This window comes from Sporosarcina luteola (assembly GCF_007991495.1).
Classification (GTDB): Bacteria; Bacillota; Bacilli; order Bacillales_A; family Planococcaceae; genus Sporosarcina; species Sporosarcina luteola.
Window position 1 is genome coordinate 18,136 of the sequence record NZ_BJYL01000030.1, and the last position, 23,618, is coordinate 41,753.

General features: G+C 42.4%; 21 protein-coding genes. 6 read left to right on the forward strand and 15 right to left on the reverse strand.

What is annotated here, in order from left to right; translation table 11 throughout:
- Window positions 1-105: 105 nt before the first annotated feature.
- Both SLU01_RS11455 and SLU01_RS11460 read right to left on the reverse strand, forming a co-directional pair.
- Entirely contained in the window at window positions 106-555 is a 450-nt protein-coding gene (locus SLU01_RS11455) for a TlpA family protein disulfide reductase (protein ID WP_147058418.1), read from the reverse strand.
- An 87-nt stretch (window positions 556-642) separates the two neighbouring features.
- A complete protein-coding gene (locus tag SLU01_RS11460; protein ID WP_147058420.1) occupies window positions 643-1,185 on the reverse strand; it encodes a peroxiredoxin in 543 nt (180 codons plus the stop codon).
- A 385-nt stretch (window positions 1,186-1,570) separates the two neighbouring features.
- On the opposite strand from SLU01_RS11460, the gene SLU01_RS11465 reads away from it, so the two are divergent.
- The 6 genes from SLU01_RS11465 to SLU01_RS11490 all read left to right on the forward strand — a co-directional run bounded on the left by SLU01_RS11465 (window position 1,571) and on the right by SLU01_RS11490 (window position 7,268).
- Complete coding sequence (locus SLU01_RS11465; protein WP_147058422.1) at window positions 1,571-2,113, forward strand: helix-turn-helix domain-containing protein; 543 nt, start codon at window positions 1,571-1,573, stop codon at window positions 2,111-2,113.
- Window positions 2,114-2,129: 16 nt separating this feature from the next.
- On the forward strand, window positions 2,130-3,236 hold the full coding sequence (locus SLU01_RS11470; RefSeq protein ID WP_147058424.1) for an ABC transporter ATP-binding protein: 1,107 nt from the start codon (window positions 2,130-2,132) through the stop codon (window positions 3,234-3,236).
- Window positions 3,226-4,059 (forward strand): ABC transporter permease, encoded by an 834-nt coding sequence (locus SLU01_RS11475; protein ID WP_147058426.1) that lies wholly within the window; start codon window positions 3,226-3,228, stop codon window positions 4,057-4,059. Before SLU01_RS11470 ends, SLU01_RS11475 begins: the two co-directional genes overlap by 11 nt.
- On the forward strand, window positions 4,034-4,834 hold the full coding sequence (locus SLU01_RS11480) for an ABC transporter permease (RefSeq protein ID WP_147058427.1): 801 nt from the start codon (window positions 4,034-4,036) through the stop codon (window positions 4,832-4,834). The genes SLU01_RS11475 and SLU01_RS11480 overlap by 26 nt, the downstream gene beginning before the upstream one ends.
- Complete coding sequence (locus SLU01_RS11485) at window positions 4,831-5,901, forward strand: ABC transporter substrate-binding protein (RefSeq protein ID WP_147058429.1); 1,071 nt, start codon at window positions 4,831-4,833, stop codon at window positions 5,899-5,901. Before SLU01_RS11480 ends, SLU01_RS11485 begins: the two co-directional genes overlap by 4 nt.
- 206 nt (window positions 5,902-6,107) lie before the next feature.
- Window positions 6,108-7,268: an MFS transporter gene (locus SLU01_RS11490; protein WP_147058431.1), complete on the forward strand. Its 1,161-nt coding sequence runs from the start codon at window positions 6,108-6,110 to the stop codon at window positions 7,266-7,268.
- A gap of 46 nt (window positions 7,269-7,314) precedes the next feature.
- Here SLU01_RS11490 and SLU01_RS11495 read toward each other — a convergent pair whose 3' ends face one another.
- From SLU01_RS11495 to fadH, 13 genes are all read right to left on the reverse strand, one after another.
- Entirely contained in the window at window positions 7,315-9,912 is a 2,598-nt protein-coding gene (locus SLU01_RS11495; protein ID WP_147058433.1) for a VWA domain-containing protein, read from the reverse strand.
- Window positions 9,896-11,662, reverse strand: coding sequence for a vWA domain-containing protein (locus tag SLU01_RS11500; RefSeq protein ID WP_147058435.1), 1,767 nt, complete (start codon window positions 11,660-11,662; stop codon window positions 9,896-9,898). Before SLU01_RS11500 ends, SLU01_RS11495 begins: the two co-directional genes overlap by 17 nt.
- 14 nt (window positions 11,663-11,676) lie before the next feature.
- Window positions 11,677-12,549 (reverse strand): DUF58 domain-containing protein, encoded by an 873-nt coding sequence (locus tag SLU01_RS11505; protein ID WP_147058437.1) that lies wholly within the window; start codon window positions 12,547-12,549, stop codon window positions 11,677-11,679.
- Window positions 12,549-13,541, reverse strand: a complete 993-nt coding sequence (locus SLU01_RS11510; protein ID WP_147058439.1) for an AAA family ATPase — start codon at window positions 13,539-13,541, stop codon at window positions 12,549-12,551. The genes SLU01_RS11505 and SLU01_RS11510 overlap by 1 nt, the downstream gene beginning before the upstream one ends.
- 22 nt (window positions 13,542-13,563) lie before the next feature.
- Window positions 13,564-14,970 carry a DUF8809 domain-containing protein gene (locus SLU01_RS18005; protein ID WP_170232684.1) on the reverse strand — a complete coding sequence of 469 codons (1,407 nt, stop codon included), beginning with the start codon at window positions 14,968-14,970 and terminating at the stop codon, window positions 13,564-13,566.
- 13 nt (window positions 14,971-14,983) lie between these two features.
- Window positions 14,984-15,829 (reverse strand): ABC transporter permease, encoded by an 846-nt coding sequence (locus SLU01_RS11525; RefSeq protein ID WP_147058445.1) that lies wholly within the window; start codon window positions 15,827-15,829, stop codon window positions 14,984-14,986.
- Window positions 15,829-16,761, reverse strand: coding sequence for an ABC transporter ATP-binding protein (locus SLU01_RS11530; protein ID WP_147058447.1), 933 nt, complete (start codon window positions 16,759-16,761; stop codon window positions 15,829-15,831). The genes SLU01_RS11525 and SLU01_RS11530 overlap by 1 nt, the downstream gene beginning before the upstream one ends.
- Complete coding sequence (locus SLU01_RS11535) at window positions 16,758-19,178, reverse strand: DUF8725 domain-containing protein (protein ID WP_147058450.1); 2,421 nt, start codon at window positions 19,176-19,178, stop codon at window positions 16,758-16,760. Before SLU01_RS11535 ends, SLU01_RS11530 begins: the two co-directional genes overlap by 4 nt.
- A gap of 82 nt (window positions 19,179-19,260) precedes the next feature.
- Window positions 19,261-20,151 carry a transcriptional regulator CcpC gene (ccpC, locus tag SLU01_RS11540; RefSeq protein ID WP_147058452.1) on the reverse strand — a complete coding sequence of 297 codons (891 nt, stop codon included), beginning with the start codon at window positions 20,149-20,151 and terminating at the stop codon, window positions 19,261-19,263.
- A complete protein-coding gene (locus tag SLU01_RS11545) occupies window positions 20,132-21,625 on the reverse strand; it encodes an MDR family MFS transporter (protein WP_147058454.1) in 1,494 nt (497 codons plus the stop codon). The genes ccpC and SLU01_RS11545 overlap by 20 nt, the downstream gene beginning before the upstream one ends.
- 94 nt (window positions 21,626-21,719) lie before the next feature.
- A complete protein-coding gene (cbpB, locus tag SLU01_RS11550) occupies window positions 21,720-22,157 on the reverse strand; it encodes a cyclic-di-AMP-binding protein CbpB (RefSeq protein ID WP_147058456.1) in 438 nt (145 codons plus the stop codon).
- Between the two features lie 115 nt (window positions 22,158-22,272).
- Window positions 22,273-22,509 carry a hypothetical protein gene (locus SLU01_RS11555; RefSeq protein WP_147058458.1) on the reverse strand — a complete coding sequence of 79 codons (237 nt, stop codon included), beginning with the start codon at window positions 22,507-22,509 and terminating at the stop codon, window positions 22,273-22,275.
- Window positions 22,510-22,640: 131 nt separating this feature from the next.
- On the reverse strand, window positions 22,641-23,399 hold the full coding sequence (gene fadH / locus SLU01_RS11560; RefSeq protein ID WP_147058460.1) for a 2,4-dienoyl-CoA reductase: 759 nt from the start codon (window positions 23,397-23,399) through the stop codon (window positions 22,641-22,643).
- Window positions 23,400-23,618 lie beyond the last annotated feature (219 nt).

A 23,618-nucleotide genomic window follows, 5' to 3' on the forward strand; every position in this document is an offset into this window, starting at 1 on the left:
TGAGATGATTGCTCTCAATCGAAGGATTGAAAAAGAACGGCCTAAAGTATAGGCCGTCCCGTGTGAATTAAGAATTGATAAGTTGCTTTCCGTTTCAGGCGGATCTTATTTCCTCATTTCGTCCAATACACGATTTACACGTTTTTCTAGCATTTTCATGCCACTGCCGCCTGCTTGGAAGTGACGTAGTTGACCATCCTTGTCGAAAACATAATACGCAGGAACGTATTGGTTATCGAAAGCATCCGTCAATTTCAAGTCACTATCTACAAAAATCGGCTGTGTAATATCGTGCTCTTCAGCAATTTCCGTGATGTTGTATAAATCTAAATCATCTTCAGAGCGTGGCATATGAACAGCGATAACGTTCAATTCATTTTTATATTGGTCCCTAAAATTATTCACTTCAGGCATTGCTTCTTTGCATAAATGGCAGCTCACTGACCAAAAATGGATAAGAGTCGGTTTTTCGCCGACAAGGTCGGCTTTATCCACTCGACCGTTCAACCAAGTTGTTGCGCCAGTCAGTTCCGGCATTTGATCACGTAATTTCATAACTGCATCTCCTTCACTTTAAAAGATCCCCACTGCCTATTCTATGCGTGAGGACCTGAATTGGTATGGTTTCAATCTGAAATTGAATTAAAGGGTTTTTTGACCTGGTCTCCAGTTTGCCGGGCAAAGTCCGCCTGTTTGAAGTGCTTGAAGAACACGCAATGTTTCATCGACGTCTCTTCCGATATTGTTATGGAAAACTGTTTGATATTGTAATTCACCTTCAGGATTAATGATGAAAAGACCGCGAAGTGCAATTCCTTCCTCTTCAATCAACACGCCGTATTCGCGTGAGATTGCATGATTTGTATCTGCAGCAAGCGGATATTTCAACTGTTCAAGACCATTATCTTTACGATCTGTGTTAATCCATGCAAGGTGTGTATGTATTGTGTCTGTAGATACACCAATCACTTCTGCATCCAGATCTTCAAATTCATCGTAACGGTCAGACATTGCTGTAATTTCAGTCGGGCATACGAAAGTGAAATCCATTGGATAGAAGAATAGAACTGTCCATTTATCTTGTTTCATGTTCTCTTCTAAACTTACTTTTCCAAAAGACTTGTCCGCTAATACCGCTTCCATTGTAAATCTAGGTGCTTGTTTACCAACCATACGTTCAACCATTGTAAATCCCTCCCATGTTTCTTTATTTAGCTATTAATTCACTGAACAATCCTAATTTAGGATATCAAACCACTAGTTTTAATTCAATTACAATGGCTCAAATATGATAATCATTCTTACAATTTGTGTCTAAACATTGTAGAATAAGTCCCTCACCCTTTTCTTGTTCAACAAAATGGACAAACATTCGACAATCGAAACACTCGATGTTTATGGAACAACACGCTAAGGAAATACTAGAAGGAACTCAATAATGATGCTAGACCTCCGATTTTTTTTGATAACATCTTGATTTTCAACCAAATTTTTGTATAATAAAAAAGGTTTATAGTAAACTTAAAGTACAGTAATACTAAACTCCGAGATGAAGGGAAGAGGATTGACCATGCATATCGGGAGTAAAATCAAAAGTCTTCGATTGAAAAAAGGATTGACGCAAGAAGAACTCGGTGAAAGGACAGACTTGACGAAAGGGTATATTTCACAATTGGAGCGGGAACTTACATCCCCATCCATCGAAACACTCTTTTCACTTTTAGAAGTATTAGGCACAACGCCAAAAGAATTCTTTGATGAACCAAAGAAGAATATGAAAGTCGTCTACTCCCCTGCCGATCAAACAACTTATGTAAATGATGAGCTGAAGTATAGCATTCGTTGGCTTGTTCCCCGTTCGAATGAAAATGAAATGGAACCTGTTCACATAACATTTTCCAAACACGGTGAATTTAAGCAATTTGAACCTTCTTTAGCCGAAACATTCATCTATGTTTTATCCGGGAAAGTGGAAATTGAACTTGGCAAGCGTACATATACGGCTTCGATTGGTGAGTCGGCTTACTATGAAGCATCCGACCATCATCGTGTATCGAATGCCAATGAAGGACCGACCGAGTTGCTCCTCGTGGCAACTGAATCATACTTATAAAGGGGGAAACTCAACTATGGCAAATATGCCGATTATCCGTTTTGACAATGTCGTGAAAAAATATGGTGATGATACGACCGTATTGGATAATGTCTCTTTTGAAATGGAACGTGGAAAGTTTTACACACTATTAGGCCCGTCTGGATGTGGCAAGACGACAATTCTTCGATTAATTGCAGGATTCATGGAACCAACGGAAGGTACGATTTATTTTAATGGAAAGAATATTAATAATGTCCCTGCCAATGAACGCCAAGTGAATACGGTTTTTCAAGACTATGCTCTATTCCCTCATCTAAATGTGTATGAAAATGTGGCATTTGGCTTGCGCATTAAAAAAATAAAAAAGGATGAAATCGATTCACGGGTCAAAGAAGCATTGAAATTCGTCAATTTGGCCGGTTATGAGAACAGGGAAATAACAGAGATGTCCGGGGGGCAAAGGCAGCGTGTTGCAATTGCGAGGGCCATTGTTAATGATCCTGAGGTAATCTTACTGGATGAGCCATTATCAGCGCTGGACTTGAAGCTTCGTTCTGAGATGCAGTATGAGCTTCGCGAATTGCAGCAACGTTTAGGTAAAACATTCGTGTTCGTCACTCATGACCAGGAAGAAGCCCTTGCCATGTCTGATGAAATTTTCGTTTTAAACATGGGGGCGATTCAGCAATCCGGGACGCCGCTTGATATATACGATGAACCGATCAACCGATTTGTGGCCGATTTCATTGGAGAATCCAATATCGTATCTGGTCGTATGATTGAAGACTATGTCGTGGAATTTACCGGCAAGCGATTTGATTGTGCAGATGCGGGACTTCAACCGAATGAAAAAGTGGACATCGTACTACGACCGGAAGACTTGGAAATCACGACTGTAGATAAAGGTAAATTGAATGTAACAGTAGATACCCAATTGTTCCGTGGTGTTCATTATGAATTATCGACGTATGACAAGGACGGCAATGAATGGCTAGTTCACTCAACAAAAAAGGCTGAAGTTGGAGCTGTCATCGGTTTAGACTTCGATCCGGAAGATGTACATGTTATGCGATTGAATGAATCTGAAGAAGAATACGACGCAAGACTTGAATCTTATGGGGCGCTCGCCAATGAAGAATAATCGCCTACGTTCAATTTACACGGTCCCTTATACAGTGTGGATCCTGTTGTTTGTCCTGGCGCCCATCGCTTTGATCGTCTATTATTCGTTTTTCGATCTGACAGGCAACTTCACGCTTGCGAACTATCGTAACTTTTTCACCTCTGTTTACCTGACATTGACAATCAGTTCATTTTGGTACGCATTTCTAATTACTTTTTTCTCATTGCTCATTGCGTATCCAACCGCATATTTTCTAACGAAAACAAAACATAAACAGTTATGGCTTCTGCTGATTATTATTCCGTCGTGGATCAATCTCTTGCTGAAGACATATGCCTTCATTGGATTAATGGGGTTATATGGACCTTTGAATGCATTTTTAGAAGTGATCGGCATCGGTAAGCAACAGATCCTATTCACAGATTTCAGTTTTGTATTTGTCTCAGTCTATATATTCATCCCTTTCATGATTTTGCCGATCTTCAATGCACTTGACAAACTGAATCCTGCATTAATTGATGCGGCGCGGGATTTAGGCGCGAATGGTTGGACAACGTTTAAACGTGTCATTTGGCCATTGACTTTAAACGGCGTGAAATCCGGTGTACAAGTTGTTTTCATTCCAGCATTATCATTATTTATGATTACAAGACTGATTGCAGGCAATAAAGTAATTACGCTAGGTACTGCTATCGAGCAGCAATTCCTCGTTACACAAAACTGGGGAATGGGTTCAACGATTGCCGTTTTCCTAATCCTGTTCATGTTTATCATCATGCTATTCACTACTGGCAAGGAAAGGGGGGCGACAGGAAATGGAAAGAATCGGAAAGCTTCCTAAACTATATTTGGCTGTCGTTTTCATCATCCTGTACGCGCCAATTTTCTATTTAATCTTTTACTCCTTCAACTCTGGAGGCGGGATGACAAACTTCGAGTCATTTACATGGGAGCATTACGCGGCGGTCTTTGAAGATAAAAGATTGATCGTCATCGTTTTAAACACGATCATCATCGCCCTCCTATCCGCTCTCGTTTCAACGGCAATCGGTGTCATGGGCGCGTTGGCTATTTATTTCATGCGAAATCAAGGTATGAAAAACGCCGTCCTATCTTTGAACAATATTTTAATGGTAAGCCCGGATGTCATTATCGGTGCATCCTTCCTTATCCTTTTTACAATGATCGGCGTGAAACTGGGCTTTGCATCCGTCCTGATTTCCCATATTGCATTCAGCATCCCGATCGTTGTCATCATGGTCTTGCCGAAACTTTCGGAAATGAATCCGACATTGATTGACGCTGCACTCGATCTAGGGGCAACGCGTAAGGATGTGATGACTAGGGTTATCCTCCCTTTCATTCAGCCAGGCATTTTTGCCGGATTTTTCCTTGCTTTGACTTATTCCCTTGACGATTTTGCAGTTACCTTCTTTGTGACAGGTAATGGGTTCTCCACATTATCCGTTGAAATTTATTCAATGGCACGGACCGGAATCAGTCTGACGATCAATGCGTTATCAGGAATTATTTTCGTTGTGACGGTTGCGCTTGTACTTGGTTATTATGCCCTTAACCGGAAAATGAAAGCTCCTCTAACGGGGGTGAAAAAATGAAGTCCATTTATCAGGCAGCGATTTTAATTTTAGTAGTATCGGGTGCTTTGCTCTTCCTCAACGCTGAATTGAACGAGGGCAGCAAATCCGGTAAAAATACAATTACCGTTTATAACTGGGGCGAATATATCGACCCTGATCTTATTAAGCAATTTGAAGAAGAGACCGGCATCAAAGTCATATACGAAACATTCGATTCGAATGAAGCGATGATGGGTAAGATCGAACAAGGCGGGACGTCGTATGATATTACAGTCCCTTCGGAATATATGGTGGAAATGATGGCAGAAAAGAATCTTTTATTGCCAATCGACTATAGTAAAGTTCCGAACATCAAGAACATCGACCCTTATTTCATGGATTTGCCTTTCGATCTTGGTAATAAATATTCCCTCCCCTACTTTTGGGGTACTGTAGGAATAGCGTATAATCCAACTTTGCTGGAAGGTCAAACATTTGAAAGCTGGGATAATCTTTGGGATCCTTCCTTGAAACAAAGAGTCATTCTTGTAGATAGCGCGCGTGAAACGGTCGGGATGAGCTTGAATTCATTAGGATATTCATTGAATTCGACTGACCTTGATGAGCTTCGTGAGGCAACGGATAAGTTAAAATCATTAAGTCCGAATGTCAAGGCAGTTATCGGAGACGAAGTGACACAGCTAATGGTGAATAATGAAGCCGCCGTTTCACTCACTTGGTCTGGCCAAGCCGCCGATATGATGTATGAGAATGAAGATATCGATTATGTCGTACCTGAGGAAGGTTCTAATCTTTGGTTTGACAATATCGTCATTCCTCGTACCGCTAAAAATATTGATGGTGCACATGCGTTCATCAATTTCATGCTCGATCCTGAAGTCGCAGCGCAGAACGCAGATTATGTCGGTTATTCAACACCGAATCTTACAGCACTCAATCTGATGGATCCTGAAGTGGTAGAAGACGAGCGCTTCTACCCCGACGAAGAGACAAGAAGTCATTTGGAAGTGTATAAAAATTTAGGATTGGAATTATTAGGCGTATACAATGAACTTTTCTTAGAATTTAAGATGGATATGCGATAATTCACCAGTCGTCTCTCAACTATCTGAGAGGCGACTTTTCATTTGAGCGCAGAAATGCTTTCTTGGTACGTCCCCATCACTCATCAAAAGGTTAAAGTGTATTTACTGTTCGACTGTGGTAAACTATTTCAAGTACACGAAATAATAGAGGCGGTGAGCATTTGGTCGAGAAACAGTCAAATAATAATTTCGCATTATACATACTAATGTTCAATATGTTCATCGCGATGGCAGGCATCGGTTTAATCATCCCCATCATGCCCCAATTCCTAGGAACATTCGGGGTCGCCGGAAAAGTTCTTGGATTTCTAATTGCTATTTTCTCTTTCGCACAATTCATCTTTTCACCAGTAGCCGGCAATATGTCAGACCGGCATGGTAGAAAAAAGATTATTATTATTGGGTTATTCATTTATGGAGCTGCACAGCTTGCGTTTAGTTTATCGACGCATCTTTGGATGTTATTCGTAGCCCGTTTCTTTTCAGGACTCGGAGCCGCTTTTATTGTGCCACCAATGATGGCATTTGTTGCTGATATTACAACCTTGGAAAAACGCGGTAAAGGAATGGGACTTTTAGGCGCGTCAATGTCATTGGGCTTTATGATTGGACCCGGTATTGGCGGTTTCCTTTCAAATATAAGCCTCCTTTTTCCGTTTTACTTTGCGGCAGGAGCTTCTATATTCGCAGCACTCTTATCGATCTTCATATTACCAAACCCAGCCCCATCCATTTCAGCTAAGAAGCTCCAAGAAAAGAGTGAAAATCTGTTCAAGCAATTGAAAAGATCAACGAAAACCCCTTACTTTATCATGTTAATTGTCATGTTTGTCTTTTCATTCGGACTTGCAAATTATCAGTCAACGATTTCATTGTACGTTGACCAAAAGTATGGATATACCCCTTCGCAAATCGCAGTCCTTATTACTGTTGGAGGATTTGTCGGCGTCATTATACAGACATTTGTCATCAATCCTTTGTTCAAAAGATTTGGAGAGATGCGCGTAATCTTAGTCAATTTAGTCGTCGCAGCCTTATCCATGTCGGCAGTCCTGCTCGTTGACCTATTTTGGACAATTCTATTAGTCGCAACTATTTTTTCCACAGCGACGTCCCTTTTACGACCAGCTGTGAACACGCTAGTCTCTAAACTTGCTGGAGAGGAACAGGGTTTTGCTGCCGGGATGATGAATGCCTACATGAGTTTAGGAAATATGGTCGGTCCCGCTCTTGCCGGTTCGATTTTTGATTACAATATAGCGTTGCCTTATTTTGTCGGCACCGCGATTTTACTCATTTGCTTCGGCATTACATTCACTTGGGCAAAAAGGAATTCAACCCTCCTTGCAAGTACGAGGACAAACTAAAACTCCCTTATCTTCCTCAATTTAATTTGGAGGATAAGGGAGTTTTTCAACGCTTTCTTTTCGCTTTTAATAATTCTGAAACATGGTCCTCTTGTTTAACTTGTTCGTCTGGGGTTTTTTCAGCTTTATCTTTTCTATCGAATAAACCTGCAAACATGCCAAAACGGCGTAAAGTGATATCAATGAAAAATAGGATCATCGCCGTCATTATCAACCAATTTGCGATCGGCATACGATTTCCACTTTTATATGGATGCGGGCGAAATGCCTTTTCCGGCTCTTCGAGATGCTCCCCACCCGTACGTTCAGAAATCTTCTCCATCAAGGTAGTATTCGGTTCTGACGGCTTGTATTCTTCACTGTATGGAACTGATACGCCAGCTTCAAAGAGACCACCCTTATCATCGGAAACACCGAAAAAGACCAAGCCTGGTTCCGCATCCAATGTAACTCTCACTTTTCCCGGTGCTAACGGTTCTGACTGAAAAGGCACTTCCTGTCCTTTTTCATCGATTACAGCAATATCCAAAAATGCCGCCTTACGCGAACTATCTGTAACCGTATATGTCCCTCCGCGTTCATGCTTAATCAGATAAGGGACTTCATCATACTTTGGAAGCAACCGGGATACAGCCGCGTTCCAAAAGTCCGGATACCCTTCCCACCTAGCCAAATCTCCCGACCATTTTCCAGTTGAGTCGGACGTGAATGCTACTGTGCGTCCCAATCCATACATCCATTCCGCGATGACCGGATCCTCCTTAGGGCTTTCTGCCACAATTGTCGCAGATCCTTTTGGCGTCGTTGCAATATAGGCATTCATCTGAGGAACACCTCCACTGAATACGGACGTCCATTCGGGAACATTGCTGAATGTTACATAATACGGATCATCTTCGATATATGTCCTCGTTAGCATAGACGTTTCTCTCGTCAAAATGGCTGGGATTGTCGATTCGTCAACTGCATCATAAAATCTGCCGCCACCTAGTTCAGCAAGTTCTTCCAACAATACACCGTCTGCATCCGTTCCAATCGCCACAGTCGATAAAGTAACATTCGCATTTTTGCCTTCTCCAATGATTTCTTCATAAGATGGCGGCATTTCTGATTGGCCATCTGTCAAAAGAATAATATGTTTCCTTTGAAGTTTTAAATCTGACAGATCTTCATAAGCCTTTGCAACCGACGGAAAGATATCTGTCCCACCGGCTGCGGGAACAGACAAAATCTGATCCATCGCATCTTGTTTATCCTGTAATGGACCAACCGGTATAACTTCCCATATTTCATGGTCAAATGCAGTGAAACCGAATGTATCATCTTCCCGCAGCAACTCCACTGCCCGTGCAGCCGCTTCTCTAGCGATGACGATTTTCGAACCAGACATACTTCCTGACCGGTCCATTGTGATGACAAGTCCAAGGGATGGCAATTGCTCCTTCCCTTTCACTTCCATTTCAACTGGCAATAAACGCTCGATTGGAGACTTGAAATATCCCCCTAATCCAAAGCTTTCATCTCCACCAACCATCATGAATCCCGTACCGAAGCTTTTGACAGCCTGTTCGATGACAGTCATCTTATGTTCACCGACTTGATGGCCAGGCACATTATCAAAAATAATTGCGCCATATCCCATATATCCGGATAAGTTCTCCGGCAAATTCCCCGCATTCACTACATCAACGTCCATAGCATTTTGGTCAAGCAGCGAAGGGATGATGGAAGGGTTGCGTTCCGTTTGTACAACAAGCACCCGTGGAGACTGTTCCAACATCGTGATCGAAAGCATGCGATTGTTTTCAAGAAATCCATCATCCGGCACAATGAGTTTTGCCTCGTATTTCAATAAACCTGATCCACTTGCTTCGACATGATAAGAAAAAACATTCCCTCCCGCATCAAAAGAAACAGGTTCATTAATGATTTCTACATCATTGCGGTATATTAACAATTGACCTGCTGTTTTCGTCGATGATTCGACTTCCACTCGCAATAACTGTTTCTCACCTTCGTAAGCGGTTCGAGGAGTTTCAAATAAAGAGATGGATGCATCCGCTCTATTCGATTTCTCTAAAATGACTGTGTCAATTTGCACACGGCTGTTTTCAAATTTCGGCAATAGCTCTTCGACAGCCCCTTCCGTCTCAAGCCCGTCGGACAGTAATACAATTCTAGTAGCTAAATTCGCTTTAGCCACTGCCGCAGACAAATCAAGCGCATTTGCAATATTTGTCGAACTCCGTGATTCTATCGGCTCCATAGTCGGTATTTTCACTTCACCATCAGTCAATTGGCGATCTGTACGGAATGTTCCCCCAAAAGAATAGATACCGACCGATTGATTTTTTTGGCGAGCTTTTAAACTATCCGTAATCCATTCATCAGCCATTCGACCAGCATCTTCAATCGACACGGATCTGTCAACGACAAATAATATTTGCTCCTCGTCATCAGGCAATGACACGTAAGGGAATGTAAGCGCAAAGATGATGCAGAAAATCGTCAAACTCCTTAAAACATACAGGATTATTCCTTTTCCGGAAAAACGCATTTTTGAAGCCTTCCATGTGTAAGCCATATAAAGGGCAATCGGGATGAGCAACAAAAGCCATAAAGGTTCATCAATTCGGATATCCACGACGTCTTTGCACCTCCCACTCTAGTAATAAAAGAAGGAGGACCGGTAATAGAAAGAGCCACCCAATCATATTTTTCCCTTCTTCTTTATCTGTGCTATCAGCCTGGGGTGCACCAAGGTGAAAACTGGATCCATGGGCTATTGATTTCTCGGCCGGCTCCAATTGAACAGATAAGTACTTTTCCACTCCTTGATCCACCAATTTATAAATGCCTGGTTTCGAAGGAGCAACGAAACTTCCGCCGTCCGCATAGGTCGCAACGTATTTATCATCCATCGTGAAAATTTCAATTCCTTCTGATCCACCACTCGTCAACACCGCTTTCCGTTCATTCGGGGTAAAAATCCCTACAATATCGCTCCCCGCCCGAAGCATTTCAGTGGAACTCCAGAAGAATAATGGAAAGGATGGATGAAGCGGCCAGTCAGTCAATCCGATATCTGTTAAGATAATAATGTCTCCCCTTGGTGAACGTTGAATGAACGGTTGTCCATCAACCGATGCCAAAGTCGTAAATCCTTCAAAAGGGGGATATAATGCGCTCACATATACATCGTCGATGGACGCAATCGCGAATAAAGAATCATCGACCGTATCCACAATGCCTGCAACCGGTTCTGCTGCTGTATCATTCCTGCCGATTAAAAGGATAGGTTCAGATCCTTTATCTAAAAACGACGTTTCATTTGTCACAAGTATCGCTTGATCCATAGCCATCGTCATTTCATTAATGGAGCCGGTCGTCACTGTCAAACCGATCGCCTCGAATGCTTTCTTTACGAGTTCATGCAGTTGGTTGTCAACGATAACTTCGGAAGATTCATTTCCAATCAAAACAAAAGCCTCATTATCCCCGATATAATCATCTTCAACATGAAGAACTGCACTCATCGCAGATAAAGAAGGAAGATCTTTAAAAGATAGAAGTGTATCCGCTTGTTCGTCAATGGAAAACTCCTGCTCCGCTAATGCAGCTCCCGTCAGTTCGTTTTTGATGAACACTTTTCCTTGCTGCTTGGCTGAAGATTGATTTTTCAACTTCACAATGGCCTCGGTTCCGTCCTTTGTAGGTATGGCACCGACCTTTTCAATTGCAATATTCGTTAACGGTTTTTCATTGTTATGAACGGTCCACGTAATTCCATCTACACTTTCCATAAATACGGATCGATCAAGAAAATCAGTGAAGATATGTACGTCAGCTCCTTCTTGTATGGCAATCGACCTTACAAAATCGAGTGCACGCACCATATGTTCATGTTCATAATTCAAGTCCAGCTTGTCAATCGCAGCCAAGACTGCCCGCTCATCCGTCTCTTTACGTACTAGTATAGTGGGTTCCTTGCCAGTCGTAATAATTGTGATCGCGTCGCCAGCCCTTTCTCCTGCCAGCGCCCGCATTTTCTCCTTGTTTCTTTCAAGCAAGGAAAGCTCCCCTTCATTTGCAGCCATGCTTCCAGATGTATCCACGACAAAGACCGTATGCTTATCCGCAATTGTATCCTTTGGCAAAAACGGGCCCAATAAAATGAAAAGCAATAATAACAGAGCAGCCATTTGTAAATAAAACAGTGCGTTCCGTTGTAAGTTTTTTAAATAAGGAGATACTTTCGTCTCCCGCATCGATCTTTCCCAAAATAAAGTGGATGAAATTGTAGTCGTAACGTATTTCTTCCTGAAAAAGTAATAAAGAAGGACGGCCAACGGAAAAATCACCGTCCACATATTGCTCAATTGATCGAATCCCACTTAGCTGCCCCCTATCACCGCAACCAACCAACATGGCGCATTTTTTTCGTAAATACGTCCATGACGCCTTCTGAAACTTCTGTCCGTACTAGCTGAATCCCGTATTTATTTGCAAGCGCGAGCATTTCCGCTTCGTGCTTTAATTTTCTTTCCGTATACTCTTCCACAATCCTTCTAGTTATGGAAACCTCTACAACCGCTTCACTTTCTACGTCCACTAACTTGACGTCGCCTTCATACTGGGGAAGCTGCTCCATCGGGGATTGGACAGTCACAATTCGAATATCCTTGCAAATACCTGGCAACCTTCTGAATAGCCGTTCCCACTTATCAAGCAGTTCTAGACCGTCCGTAATGATAAATAGTACAGTGACCGCCTTGGGGACATGCTTCAGCACCTGGTCTGCAAATTCCATGTTAGCAGAAGGTGCATCCAACTTCGTCATGAATTTAGAAAATGAAGCTCGATGCATTGCCCCTTTCTTTCGAAAAAAATGATTCTGTTCCGCAGTCCATGTTGAAAATGAAACAGTATCTCCACTTTTCAAGGCGATATGCCCGAGGCCGATAGCAAGTTGACGCGCAAAATCCCACTTGCCATCGGTGCCCATCGAATTCGTGGAATCGAGCAGTATATGTATCCGCATTTCTTGCTCATCTAAAAATTGTTTGATGAACGGCTTATCGGTGCGGGCAAATACATTCCAATCGATATGTCTCAAATCATCACCAGGGTGATATTCCCTGAAATCTGAAAAATCGAGAGATGTCCCTGTCTTACTGGAGCGATGTGTGCCTTTATGATGACCGAGCCGCCTGGATTTTGATTGGATGGATAAAGCACCTAATCGTTTTGCCAATCTATCCGGAAATAGTTCTTCCTTCATTAGACTGAAGCTCCTTGACGAATTTCCTCGAGCAACTTATCAATCAGTTTATCCACATCGATGCCTTCCGCTTCCCCTTCATAATTAATAAGGATACGATGACGCAATGCCGGTTTAGCAACAGTTTTAATATCCGCAATCGAGACATGGAATCGTCCTGCCATTAATGCTCTCGCTTTGGCAAGGCGGATGATGGATTGCAATCCGCGTGGGCCGCTCCCATACTGAACGTACTGGCTCCATTCGTCTTCCGCTCCGGATTTCTGGTGTGTCGCTGATACTAAGTCCACTGCATAATCGATCATTTCATCCGCAATGACAACGGACTTCACCATTTCTTGTGCCTGGACAATCATTTCAGTATCCATTACTTTCTGAATCGCGATTGAATGAGGGCCCGTTGTGCGTAGCATAATTTCCTTCAATTCCTCTTTAGCAGGATATGGCAAAAGAATTTTACATAAGAAACGGTCCATCTGTGCTTCGGGCAATGGATACGTCCCTTCCATTTCAATCGGGTTTTGGGTAGCCAATACAAAAAACGGTTTCCCCATCTTCCTTGTTTCTCCAAGCACGGTTACAGTTTTTTCACCCATTGCCTCTAGCAGGGCACTTTGCGTTTTCGGTGTTGCACGGTTGATTTCATCTGCAAGCACCATTTGGCTGAAGATCGGCCCTTCTTTAAAAACGAACCGTTGAATACCTTCCTCATTCCGTTCCAATATACTCGTTCCAGTTATATCAGCCGGCATTAGATCCGGGGTGAATTGGATACGAGAGAATGAAAGATCAAGGACTTCGGAAATCGTCCTAATGAGCATCGTCTTCCCGAGTCCTGGCAGACCCTCCAACAAAGCATGCCCGTCTGCCAATATGGAGTAGATTGAGAATTCAACAGCTTCCTGTTGGCCTACGATGAATTTCCCGATTTCCTCCTTTACTTCGGCAAGTCTATTACTCATTTCTTGAAATTGTTCCGGTGAAAAAGACATATATATATCCTCCATCCATTTTTCATTCGATTGATGAGAAATAATCGGATAAGACTCTTTGCAAGTCGGCTGGAAGTCCCATCTTTTCCGATCCTTTCAAATAAGCATCCTTATACTTACCAACCACTTCTTGATAAGGCCTGAGCGTTCCTCTTTCGACGAGCCCTTCACGTTCATTTTCTTCGATGAACTCGCCTTCTCCGAGCTCACCACTGACGATCGACGGGTCCGTGTATCCTCCGATTCTGTCAGTTGGGATTGAAAGCATGTCACGTCCGCCTTTCCCAGTCCCGATACCAGACCCTTGACCCTGTCCTTGACCTTGGCCCTGTCCTTGACCTTGGCCTTGACCCTGACCTTCACCCTGACCTTCGCCTTGACCTTCGCCTTGACCTTCACCCTGACCTTCGCCTCGACCTTCGCCTTGACCCTCGCCCTGACCTTCACCTTGACCTTCGCCCTCGCCTTGGCCATTGCCTTGGCTTTGACCTCCGCTTCCGGCTTGAGGTTGACCTTTGCCAGGTTTTCCAGTGGAGTTTGACGAATTATTGTTTTCTGGTGATTGATTTCCGGCATTCGCTAAGGCAGGCAAAGAGGGTGCTTTCCCAATCTTATTCAGGGCGCTTTGTGTTTTTCCTGCCTGGGAAGCCAACTGATCAACGATTGGTCTAAGTTCATCTAGCTCATTTTGCTCGGATTCACTTAATCCTTCTCCGTCAGCAGTTTTCTTTTCGGCTAATCTTTGTTCCTTTAACTTGAATTCTTTTTGTTTCTTTACAAGTTCCCGTAATGTCTCCTCTGACGTTTCGCTTTCTTTCAATTTCGAGGCCAGTTCTTCCAGTTCCTTTTTAAGTTCTGGAACTTTTTCCTTCTTAACGAGTTCTTGCACTTCTTTTTTCAGTTCATCGATAATTTCCTTTTCCTCCGCAATCGCTTTTGCTTCCTGTTGTGCTTCAGAAGGAAACATGATTAACATAGCAGAACAAGCAATGAGGAACAGAGACCCTCCTAACATCTTTGCATTCACATATTTTTTATCGCGTTTCTTAAACTGCAAAAATGCATTGCCTACATCTTTTTCCGCTTTCTGTCCAATCGCCTGCGAAAACTCCGATTGTTGAATCCGGTCATCCAACGCAGTCACTAGTAAATTGTCGGGTAAGTAATGATCTAACTTCCAAGTCGCCTCATCAGGGAGTACACGTTTTATGAAAAGTACAATGAGTGTTCCAATGACAGCAATGAAAGCCAACGACAAGGCAATCTGTTCGTATTGAGGAAGTATGAACAGTCTGGAAGCGGCAAGAATCAAAGTGAATAGCAAAACGGAAACGAACAGACCCGTTTGCAACATGTAGACGGATTGTTCTAAACGTAATGCCCTCAGAGCCTTTTTAACATATTGCTGTAAAACTCTTTTCTCTTCCATCTGTCACACCTCATTATTTTAGACGTTTCATATTGACACGTAATCTCTTCACCGCGATGAATAAAGCACCAACTGTAAGCAGACCGTAAAAAATTAAATAACCTGCCCATATTGGAAAGTCTACTTTTGTTAATTCGCTAATCCCATAACCCATATCTGGCGATAAAAATGTTGCAAATAATACCGCTGGATTGATAGAAGCTAAAAACTGACCCAAATAGGAAGGCGTTGTTATCACTGTTCCCATCTGGTTGAAAGCTTTCATCTGAATGACGATGATAAATAAGAAACCTGTCACAACCGAAAGGAATAGCATTGTCCCATACGTTACGATCATTGAAACGATCGTCCTGCGTATTAAAGTGGAAAACATGACTCCAATACTTCCGATTGCAAGCAAAGTAACAAATAAGAAAAAGAACACTTTAACGAAACTCCAAGGTGAAATACCACCAAACAAGAACACTAAACTATAAACCGGCAGACCCGCAACAATGAGAAGGAGCAGGAAAGCGACCGAAGAAAGCATCTTCCCAGAAATAATTTGAAAGGAGCTTTGTGACGTCGTTAATAGGATCGGCAATGTCTGCTTCTCGCGTTCAGAACTGATAGATCCGGCCGTTAATCCCGGAGCTGTAAACAGCACGAGTCCAAGCTGGATATAAGATAGAAAAGCGAACAAGACAAAGCTTTGACTCGGTCTGAAATAGGAAGTTCCCGAAATATTGACCGTAAGGAAAATGTATCCGAAAACAAAAATACACATGGCTAGCAAAAAGAAAAGTATGCCATTAAATCCTTTGAACGACCTGAATCTAAGTTTCAATTCTTTAAAAAGGACCGGATTATTAAAATTCATTACGCCTCGGCTCCTTTCGTTATCTCCATAAAGACGTCTTCCAAGTTCGTTACGTGCTCCATGAATGAAACAATCGGCATATCAGCGAGCATCGCCTCTTTCAGCATACCTAACTGCTCCTCTTCGGTGCCACGATACATGAAGGATATTCCATCTCCTCCATCAAGCTTTTCGATCGAGCTTACATAAGGCTGCTCTTCGAAGAAAGCGATCGTCTCGTCTACGCGATCCAGAAGCCGAACTGTAATCACTTTCTCTCCTTGCAGTTTCTTCTGAATTTCAGCAACGGAACCATGGGCAATCAGCTTACCGTTGTCAATGACTCCAATTTCATCACACATTTCCGCCAGTTCCGGTAATATATGAGAGGATATTAAAATTGTTTTTCCCATACCTTTTAATGTTTTTAAAATATCCCGCATTTCAACTCGAGCCCTTGGATCCAAACCGGATGCAGGTTCATCTAAAATAAGCACTTTCGGATCGTGAATCAAACTACGTGCCAAGCATAATCTCTGCTTCATCCCCCTTGACAATAAGTCAACGTAGGAGTCCCTCTTATGAGACAGATTTACCAATTCCAACAGCTGCGGTATTAGTTTTTTTCTTTCCTCTTCCGGAATGCCATAACTAGCGCCGTAAAAATCTAAATACTCTTCTGCTTTTAGTTGGTCGTATACACCGAAGAAATCGGGCATATAGCCAATCAGTTTCCGTATTTCAGAAGGTTTTTCACGAACGCTGACCCCATTGATGAAAACTTCACCTGAAGTCGGTTGCAATAACGTGGAGATGATAAGGAACGTCGTTGATTTACCTGCTCCGTTAGCTCCAACAAATCCGAATACAGTTCCCTCATTCAACGTCAAATTCAAGTTATCCAGCGCGGTGAATTGACCATATTTCTTAGTTAACCCTTTAATTTCAATCATTTTGCCACCTCGCCTTGCAGCTTAATTTCAGGAACTTGTGCTTCATTCCCATGTTGCTTGTTTATAAATTCAATGCGAAGTTTCACTTCACCGTCATCAGTCAAATACGGTTCAACCGAGTCCAAGGTGATTTTTCGTTTTGATTCTACCTTTTCGTACTCATTGGTAACTTTATTCCAAATACTTATTTCATATAGTTGATGTTGAATTTTAGAAACTTCCATCGTTTTCCACTTGGATAATTTCCCCATCAAATCATCCGGCACTTTCCACGTTTGGACATAGATGTCTTCACTAAAGTAATACATATTTGCAGGATAGCCGGTAAGATGAGGCTGCATATCACTTATTTCTGACATGAGCGACATTGTCATCATTTCAGGGTCTACGGTGAAATTTCCGCTAAACTCAATTTTTGGCGTGAAGGATTGTGTAACCATTGTTAGTGCATCAGTTACCGCCTTTGCATTTTCCAACTGGACAGGCACAACGGGAGTATCCGTATATCCAATGATTGCTGGCTTGCTTTGGCTGCTCATGAATTCACCTGAAAACGTCAGTAAACTTTCTTTTCTCATTTTCATAAGATCATCTGTCGTTGCGGGCATTTGCCCGAAGTTCATCGAATTACCGGATCGTTTAGGTAATAATGAAGAAGTTTTCAATGTTTCATTCACATTTGCTGTTTCACCGGGACCTAAATCACCGACGGTTATTTGTTTATTTCCAGACCAGATTGCAACATCTTTTACTGGGAAAGGAAAATTATTTGTGATTTTGCCGGTCAGTTGTTTATTTTTCACTGTGAGATCAACGTCGTAGCTACCTTCAATATCTAAAGATGTCTGCCCATATAAAGTTGCGACATCCCAATAGCCGATATCTCGTAGATGTAAAGTTGAACCTGCCGCATCTCGTTCCATAATTGCACGTTTATGGGCATTCGTTCCCATATTCGATGAGCCAAAAAACATTCCCATTGAATAGGGCGTATATGTCGACAAGGTCGTTTCACGAGGAGCAGTGAAACTAAAGTCTCCAGATTTGTTTGTCAGAATGGAGTCAACAAAATAACCAGTCATTCTTCCATCTTTATCAACGTCAAAAACAGATGTTTGTTGAACTTGAGCCTGACCAATCCGATCGCGCGCACCATAAGCGAATATGAATATGGATACAGCAATAGAAATCGATGGTATGATCCACCAAGTATGTTCCCGTTTGTCTTTGCGCTTTAAAATAATATATAAAACCGGGATGATGATAATAATATAAATAATAATTACTCCAAATATCAAAGGTGCAGATACTTTAAAAGAAGGAAAAATTTCATTTGAATTTCCAATTGTCCATCTCATTGATTCCATTGGATCATTGTAATATGGCATCATACCGCCTGATATCATTGATTGATCGACAGTATTTAACAGCTTTTTCCAAAGCGCATGTGCTCCATGCATCTTTGAAAACGGTTCATCCCCAACCGAGAAGGCTGTTTGAACTACCATCCCTTTACCGATAGATTTGGAAGCTGCCAAAATGTTCGAGTCACTTGCAAAAAGTATTTTCGCGTCAGTATTCAACGTCGACTGCGCAATCGTAACCTCCTTATCGAAGCCTTCCCCTTGCGTCCAATCATTAAATGCGTCAGGTTCAACTGTCGTCTTAGCCGAAAGCGTTAATGGCAAATGCTCGGCAAAAATACCGGATTCCACAGAGATATGATCGGAACCGCCGAAAATGATGACTCCTCCCGACCTTACCCAGTTGACAAGCGCTTCCTGTTCGACTGCCGACATATCCGCAATCGGATACTCGTCAACAATAATGACATCCGTCGGTCCCCAGCCCGCCGATTCATCAGGCAGTTTTACAGCAGCAATCTTAGAAGCGTCAATGAGCTGCGTGTTCGGATAATTGGATAATTGCATTCCTTTAAGTGCAGACATACGATCAATATTATCTGTAAAAGCCGTAATGATTTTTGTATCATCATGATACATCGCTACAGTTACTGTCTGCGATCCTTTATGTTCAATTTCCTTTCCTTTCTTCCATCCACCTTCGTAAAAAAAGATGGATTTTGTGTTCGTTCCATACATATTGAAATCAAACATTTTGGAATTGATGAAAGTGACAACCTTCGTTTCACCCGCTGCGATGTCTAACGGAAACACTTCTCCAACTCCCGATTCATATGACTGCATCGTATCAATCACCATGTCGCCACTGAATGAGGATGTTCCATTATTTTCAACTTCTACGGTAATGGGCCCTCCTTTACCATACTTCGCTTTCCCGTCAAAGCCTGCGGATACCTTCACTTTTAGTTCAGGCGCAGCCGAAGCATGGACAGTCGGCAGGAATAAACAAACAATGAACATTGCAATGATTATTCCCCACTGTTTCTTCCACATGTACTAATCCCCCTATCGACTAAGGCCGAATTTCTTTAGACCTTTCCTAATTAGTACGTAGCAAATTTAGGAAAGTTCCCTTTTACTGCAATTCATTTCTTAATCTTTCGGCATGTTTGTTAACTAATTCCGTAAAAGCACTTACTTGTTTCAATGCAAAAGTCGAATCATAGCCGATTAACCACGTATCACGCGTCAGCTCGAATTCTTCCTCACTATTTAATAGAGGAATCTTATTGACATCTTCATCCCCAACTAAAGTGATGGAAGGTAAAATCGCATAACCAATTCCATTGAGCGCCAGCTGCTTGCACGTCTCAATCTGGTCTACAGTTAGTTGTCTTCCCGGCTTCTGTGAGAAATGACGCTGCCACCAACGTTGGATTTCCATATAGTAATTGGAGTCGCTTTTAAACTGGATGAAGGGTCTTCTCGTATTGTTCAATTCATCGATGGAAGTAATTTCCTTATCAACCAGGTACAATTGATCCCTAAATAAGTACTGTTTCTTGCTTTTCCAATCTACTTGTCCGCGGACTATTCCAATATGCGCCTCCCCTTCGTATAGCGCTTTCATAATTTCTGAGCTCCAACCGGTCATCAGGGAAATCTTTGCATCTGGGTATGTACTGACAAATTCTTTCAAAACTTGGGGCAGCCATGTTTGACCAACGATGGAAGCACATGCAATTTTCAAAGTTCCATGCACTTTATTCGCAAGGGAAGCAATCATTTCAGCGGTCTCCTCTTTCTTCAAAATCGCTTCTTTGGCGTATGCAATGACCAGCTCGCCCGCCGGAGTTGGTTCCAACCCTTTTTGAGAACGGACGAAAAGCAATGTTCCCCACTCTTTTTCAATCGTTTGAAGGCGTTGAGACAAGGCAGGCTGTGATAAAAACAACCGCTCTGCAGCCTTCCGCATATTCCCCTCTTCAGCAAGGGCTTTTATAATTTCAAGTTCTGTCGTCGTCATATTGAACCACCTTCCCTCTAGGTATTCGTAAAATAAGGAGTAGACTAATGAGAGCAAAGAGAAGTACAACCGCATAGACCCATTGTAATGACCCATCGAGCGCATGCTGAAGTTCAGTCATTTTTGAAACTGGCAGTGACGACCTTGCCTCCTCCGTCAATAAAAGATTAATATCGTTCACTTCATAATCAAGATCCTTTCTTCTGAACAAGGAAAGCAGTGCTCCATTCAATACGGCACCAAATATCGCAGCCCCTACTGTATTTCCAAAATTCCTCATAAACATATTAGCCGCAGTTGCCGAGCCGCGCTGTTCCCGGCTCACTGCCCCTTGGATCGTGACGATAAAGGAAGTGCTCGTCAACCCCATGCCGACTCCAACGAAAAAGCTGGAAAATGCCGCCCATAAAGGGCCCGATTCACCTGTCATCCAGACGAACATTAACGAACCGAGGACAAGAGAAATCCCCCCAACAAACGAAACCTTAAACGTACCGAATCTGATAAGTAAATGACCGGCAACGGACGAAGCAATCGGCCATCCGATCGACATCGCCGTCAACGTAAATCCGGCAATGATGGCAGGCTGTTCCATCACACCTGTTACGAATGTCGGTAAATAGGAAGACACACCAATCAGTATGACACCAGTTGTCAACGACACGAGATTCGCATAGAGGATGACAGGGTTTTTCCAAATGGTAAATGGCATCATCGGATCCTCAGCCTTCCGTTCCGTCCATATGAATAAAATAAATAACACAATACCAACAAGGATGAGAAGAAAGCTTGTTAACGATGATCGGCTAAAGGATTGTCCACCTTCGACTAGCCAGAAAAGGATAATAGACAATGACGAAGTTAATAATGCAGCCCCTTTAAAATCGATGGCGACTTTACGTTCTGTCACCGGTTCCTGAAGAAAGAAGTATATCCCAACCATTGCCAGCAATCCTAATGGAACATTGACCCAGAACACATATTTCCAATCCATGTATTGGACAATCAGTCCACCGATAACCGGTCCTGATACGGCTGAAATACCCCATACACTTGATAAATACCCTTGGATCTTTGCGCGTTCTTTCGTCGAATAAATATCCCCAACGATTGTTGTCGCAATCGGCATGACAGCTCCTGCTCCCAAGCCTTGGATCAATCTAAAAATGATAAGTTGCTCCATCGTTGAGGCAAATCCACAAAGAATCGAGCCGATTAGAAAAATGGACAACCCAACAAAAAATATCGGCTTGCGCCCGAACAGATCTGCCAGCTTACCGTAAATGAGGACAGTAACAGTACTCATTAGTAAATATGAAGAAAATATCCAACTATATCTGGAAAAACCGCCAAGCTCCGCAGCAATGGCAGGCATCGCTGTCGAAACGATTGTTGCTTCCACAGCCCCGACAAACATGGCAAGCATGACAGAGATAAGGACGAGTGGACGATTTGTCTTTTTATGTATATCCATGCGAAATTCCCCTTTCTTACATTAAAAAAGCCTGAAAACAGCAAAAGGCCCCAATTGGAGCCTTTCTATCCAATGAAATATCCATTGAACAACATTAATTTGTGTAAATATATTTCTTGAATTCCTTCAACATGACTCTCCTCGTCAGTATACCCGCAAATGTGCCGTCTTCTTCAGTGACACATAGGAATGTGTGATTAATGAGCAGGTCCAAACCCTTTTGGAATTTATCAGTTGTTTTTATAGTTGGAATGTCTGTTTGCATGATTTGGTCAACTTTCAAATCCGCAAGTTTTTCATATTCGATACGTTCCAAACCCAAAATGGAGTCCGTAATCATCCCAATTCCAAGAAGTCCTCTAAGGTGGTTTTTTGCATCGATGACAGGTATTGCAGAATAACCGGTTTTGGTGAGGACAAGAAGGGCGTGTTCCGCATTATTGCCGATTTGTACATGTGCCACCTTTTCAGCGGGTATAATATAATCAGCAATCGGCACGTACAGAAAATCCCTGTTATTTACAGAAATCATTAAAATCGCTCCTTCTGTTCATAAGCTGTCTAAAACAATTCTACAACCCTATCATACCATAAGAGGCGGTGAACATCCCATTGAAATCTGAATGGAGAAAAAGAAAAACCCCTTCCTATTTGGAAGAGGCCCAATAAAAGAAAATGACAAACAATATGAATAACGCTGCGACGCCAATCACCCAAAGAATCGGGTTCGCTGTAAACGGATGGTCTTCAACTACTTCAGAAACTCCAGAGTCACGCTCTTCAAGTGCGACGTTCATCTGATTCCAGTTTTTTATAGCTTTCCATCCGATAAAGGCGATGACTAAAATAACGATCGCTAGTGGAAAAGTCCATACATCCCACATGAATCACAACCTCCTTTAATTGCTTTAGGTTGTGCATATTCATAAAAATAATACGAAAAAAGTGCGTTAGCAAAAATCATTAACGAGCGAATTTCGGCATTAACGTTTACGCAACTTAACAAGCGCCACGGTCAAAATGGATACTGATTCAACCATTGTCCACCATCTAATGTAACGATTTCACCATTCATGTATGATGCCTTGTCTGACATGATGAAGGCCGCTAATTCTGCGATTTCCTCAGGCTTGCCAATTCGTCCTAATGGAACTGAATTGATTGTGCGCTGTGCCGCTTTTTCAGACTGGAATAACCGCTCTGCACCTCCAGTTCGCTCAATCGGTCCAGGAGCGATCCCATTCACCCTAAAGCCGTAACTTCTTCCCCATTCAACAGCAAGTGTACGCGTTAGCGACATGACTCCTGCCTTCGCAGCCGCCGAATGAACAACACCTGGACCTGCATCCCAAGCGTACGTAGCGAGCATATTTAAAATCGAACCTTTTTGTCCTTTTTTAATCCAATAGTTGCCGACTGCGCTTGAACAATAGAATGTTCCGTTCAGCACGATGTCAATGACCGACTTCCAACCATTCGGAGAAAGTTCTTCTGCTTTTACGATAAAATTCCCCGCAGCATTATTAACTAAACCGTCAATTTTACCGAATTTCTCATCCGCAAATTCCACAAGCCCTTGTACATGCTCCAAATTACGCACGTCCATTTGAAAGATATGCGCTTTTTCTCCAATCTCTAGTCTTGCCGCTTCCAAACGTTCTAAATCGCGCCCTGTAATAATTACATCAGCGCCTTCATTAGCAAACTTTTTTGCCATGAACTTCCCCATACCATTTGAACCGCCAGTTACAATAAAAACTTTATCAGTAAACATACGAATCCCCCTTAGAATGAATGAATATTCACTCATAATTGTACCATAACATTCCTTGATTAACGACTATTCTTTCTACCAATAAACTAGAATACTATTAGGATTGAAATGAGAAGCGTCAACGATATACGTCAACTTCAAATATTCTTTATTAAATTAATATCTGAATCATGTTGATTTCCGCTCCAGGCGGACGCTTTCCGGGGGGGGGGGGGGGGG

Excerpts from the sequence above, each read along its gene's own strand:
- SLU01_RS11455 (WP_147058418.1), bottom strand. The coding sequence starts at position 555 with ATGAAATTACGTGATCAAATGCCGGAACTGACTGGCGCAACAACTTGG.
- SLU01_RS11460 (WP_147058420.1), bottom strand. The coding sequence starts at position 1,185 with ATGGTTGAACGTATGGTTGGTAAACAAGCACCTAGATTTACAATGGAA.
- SLU01_RS11465 (WP_147058422.1), top strand. The coding sequence starts at position 1,571 with ATGCATATCGGGAGTAAAATCAAAAGTCTTCGATTGAAAAAAGGATTG.
- SLU01_RS11470 (WP_147058424.1), top strand. The coding sequence starts at position 2,130 with ATGGCAAATATGCCGATTATCCGTTTTGACAATGTCGTGAAAAAATAT.
- SLU01_RS11475 (WP_147058426.1), top strand. The coding sequence starts at position 3,226 with ATGAAGAATAATCGCCTACGTTCAATTTACACGGTCCCTTATACAGTG.
- SLU01_RS11480 (WP_147058427.1), top strand. The coding sequence starts at position 4,034 with ATGGAAAGAATCGGAAAGCTTCCTAAACTATATTTGGCTGTCGTTTTC.
- SLU01_RS11485 (WP_147058429.1), top strand. The coding sequence starts at position 4,831 with ATGAAGTCCATTTATCAGGCAGCGATTTTAATTTTAGTAGTATCGGGT.
- SLU01_RS11490 (WP_147058431.1), top strand. The coding sequence starts at position 6,108 with ATGTTCAATATGTTCATCGCGATGGCAGGCATCGGTTTAATCATCCCC.
- SLU01_RS11505 (WP_147058437.1), bottom strand. The coding sequence starts at position 12,549 with ATGAAGGAAGAACTATTTCCGGATAGATTGGCAAAACGATTAGGTGCT.
- SLU01_RS11510 (WP_147058439.1), bottom strand. The coding sequence starts at position 13,541 with ATGTCTTTTTCACCGGAACAATTTCAAGAAATGAGTAATAGACTTGCC.
- SLU01_RS18005 (WP_170232684.1), bottom strand. The coding sequence starts at position 14,970 with ATGGAAGAGAAAAGAGTTTTACAGCAATATGTTAAAAAGGCTCTGAGG.
- SLU01_RS11525 (WP_147058445.1), bottom strand. The coding sequence starts at position 15,829 with ATGAATTTTAATAATCCGGTCCTTTTTAAAGAATTGAAACTTAGATTC.
- SLU01_RS11530 (WP_147058447.1), bottom strand. The coding sequence starts at position 16,761 with ATGATTGAAATTAAAGGGTTAACTAAGAAATATGGTCAATTCACCGCG.
- SLU01_RS11535 (WP_147058450.1), bottom strand. The coding sequence starts at position 19,178 with ATGTGGAAGAAACAGTGGGGAATAATCATTGCAATGTTCATTGTTTGT.
- ccpC (WP_147058452.1), bottom strand. The coding sequence starts at position 20,151 with ATGACGACGACAGAACTTGAAATTATAAAAGCCCTTGCTGAAGAGGGG.
- SLU01_RS11545 (WP_147058454.1), bottom strand. The coding sequence starts at position 21,625 with ATGGATATACATAAAAAGACAAATCGTCCACTCGTCCTTATCTCTGTC.
- cbpB (WP_147058456.1), bottom strand. The coding sequence starts at position 22,157 with ATGATTTCTGTAAATAACAGGGATTTTCTGTACGTGCCGATTGCTGAT.
- SLU01_RS11555 (WP_147058458.1), bottom strand. The coding sequence starts at position 22,509 with ATGTGGGATGTATGGACTTTTCCACTAGCGATCGTTATTTTAGTCATC.
- fadH (WP_147058460.1), bottom strand. The coding sequence starts at position 23,399 with ATGTTTACTGATAAAGTTTTTATTGTAACTGGCGGTTCAAATGGTATG.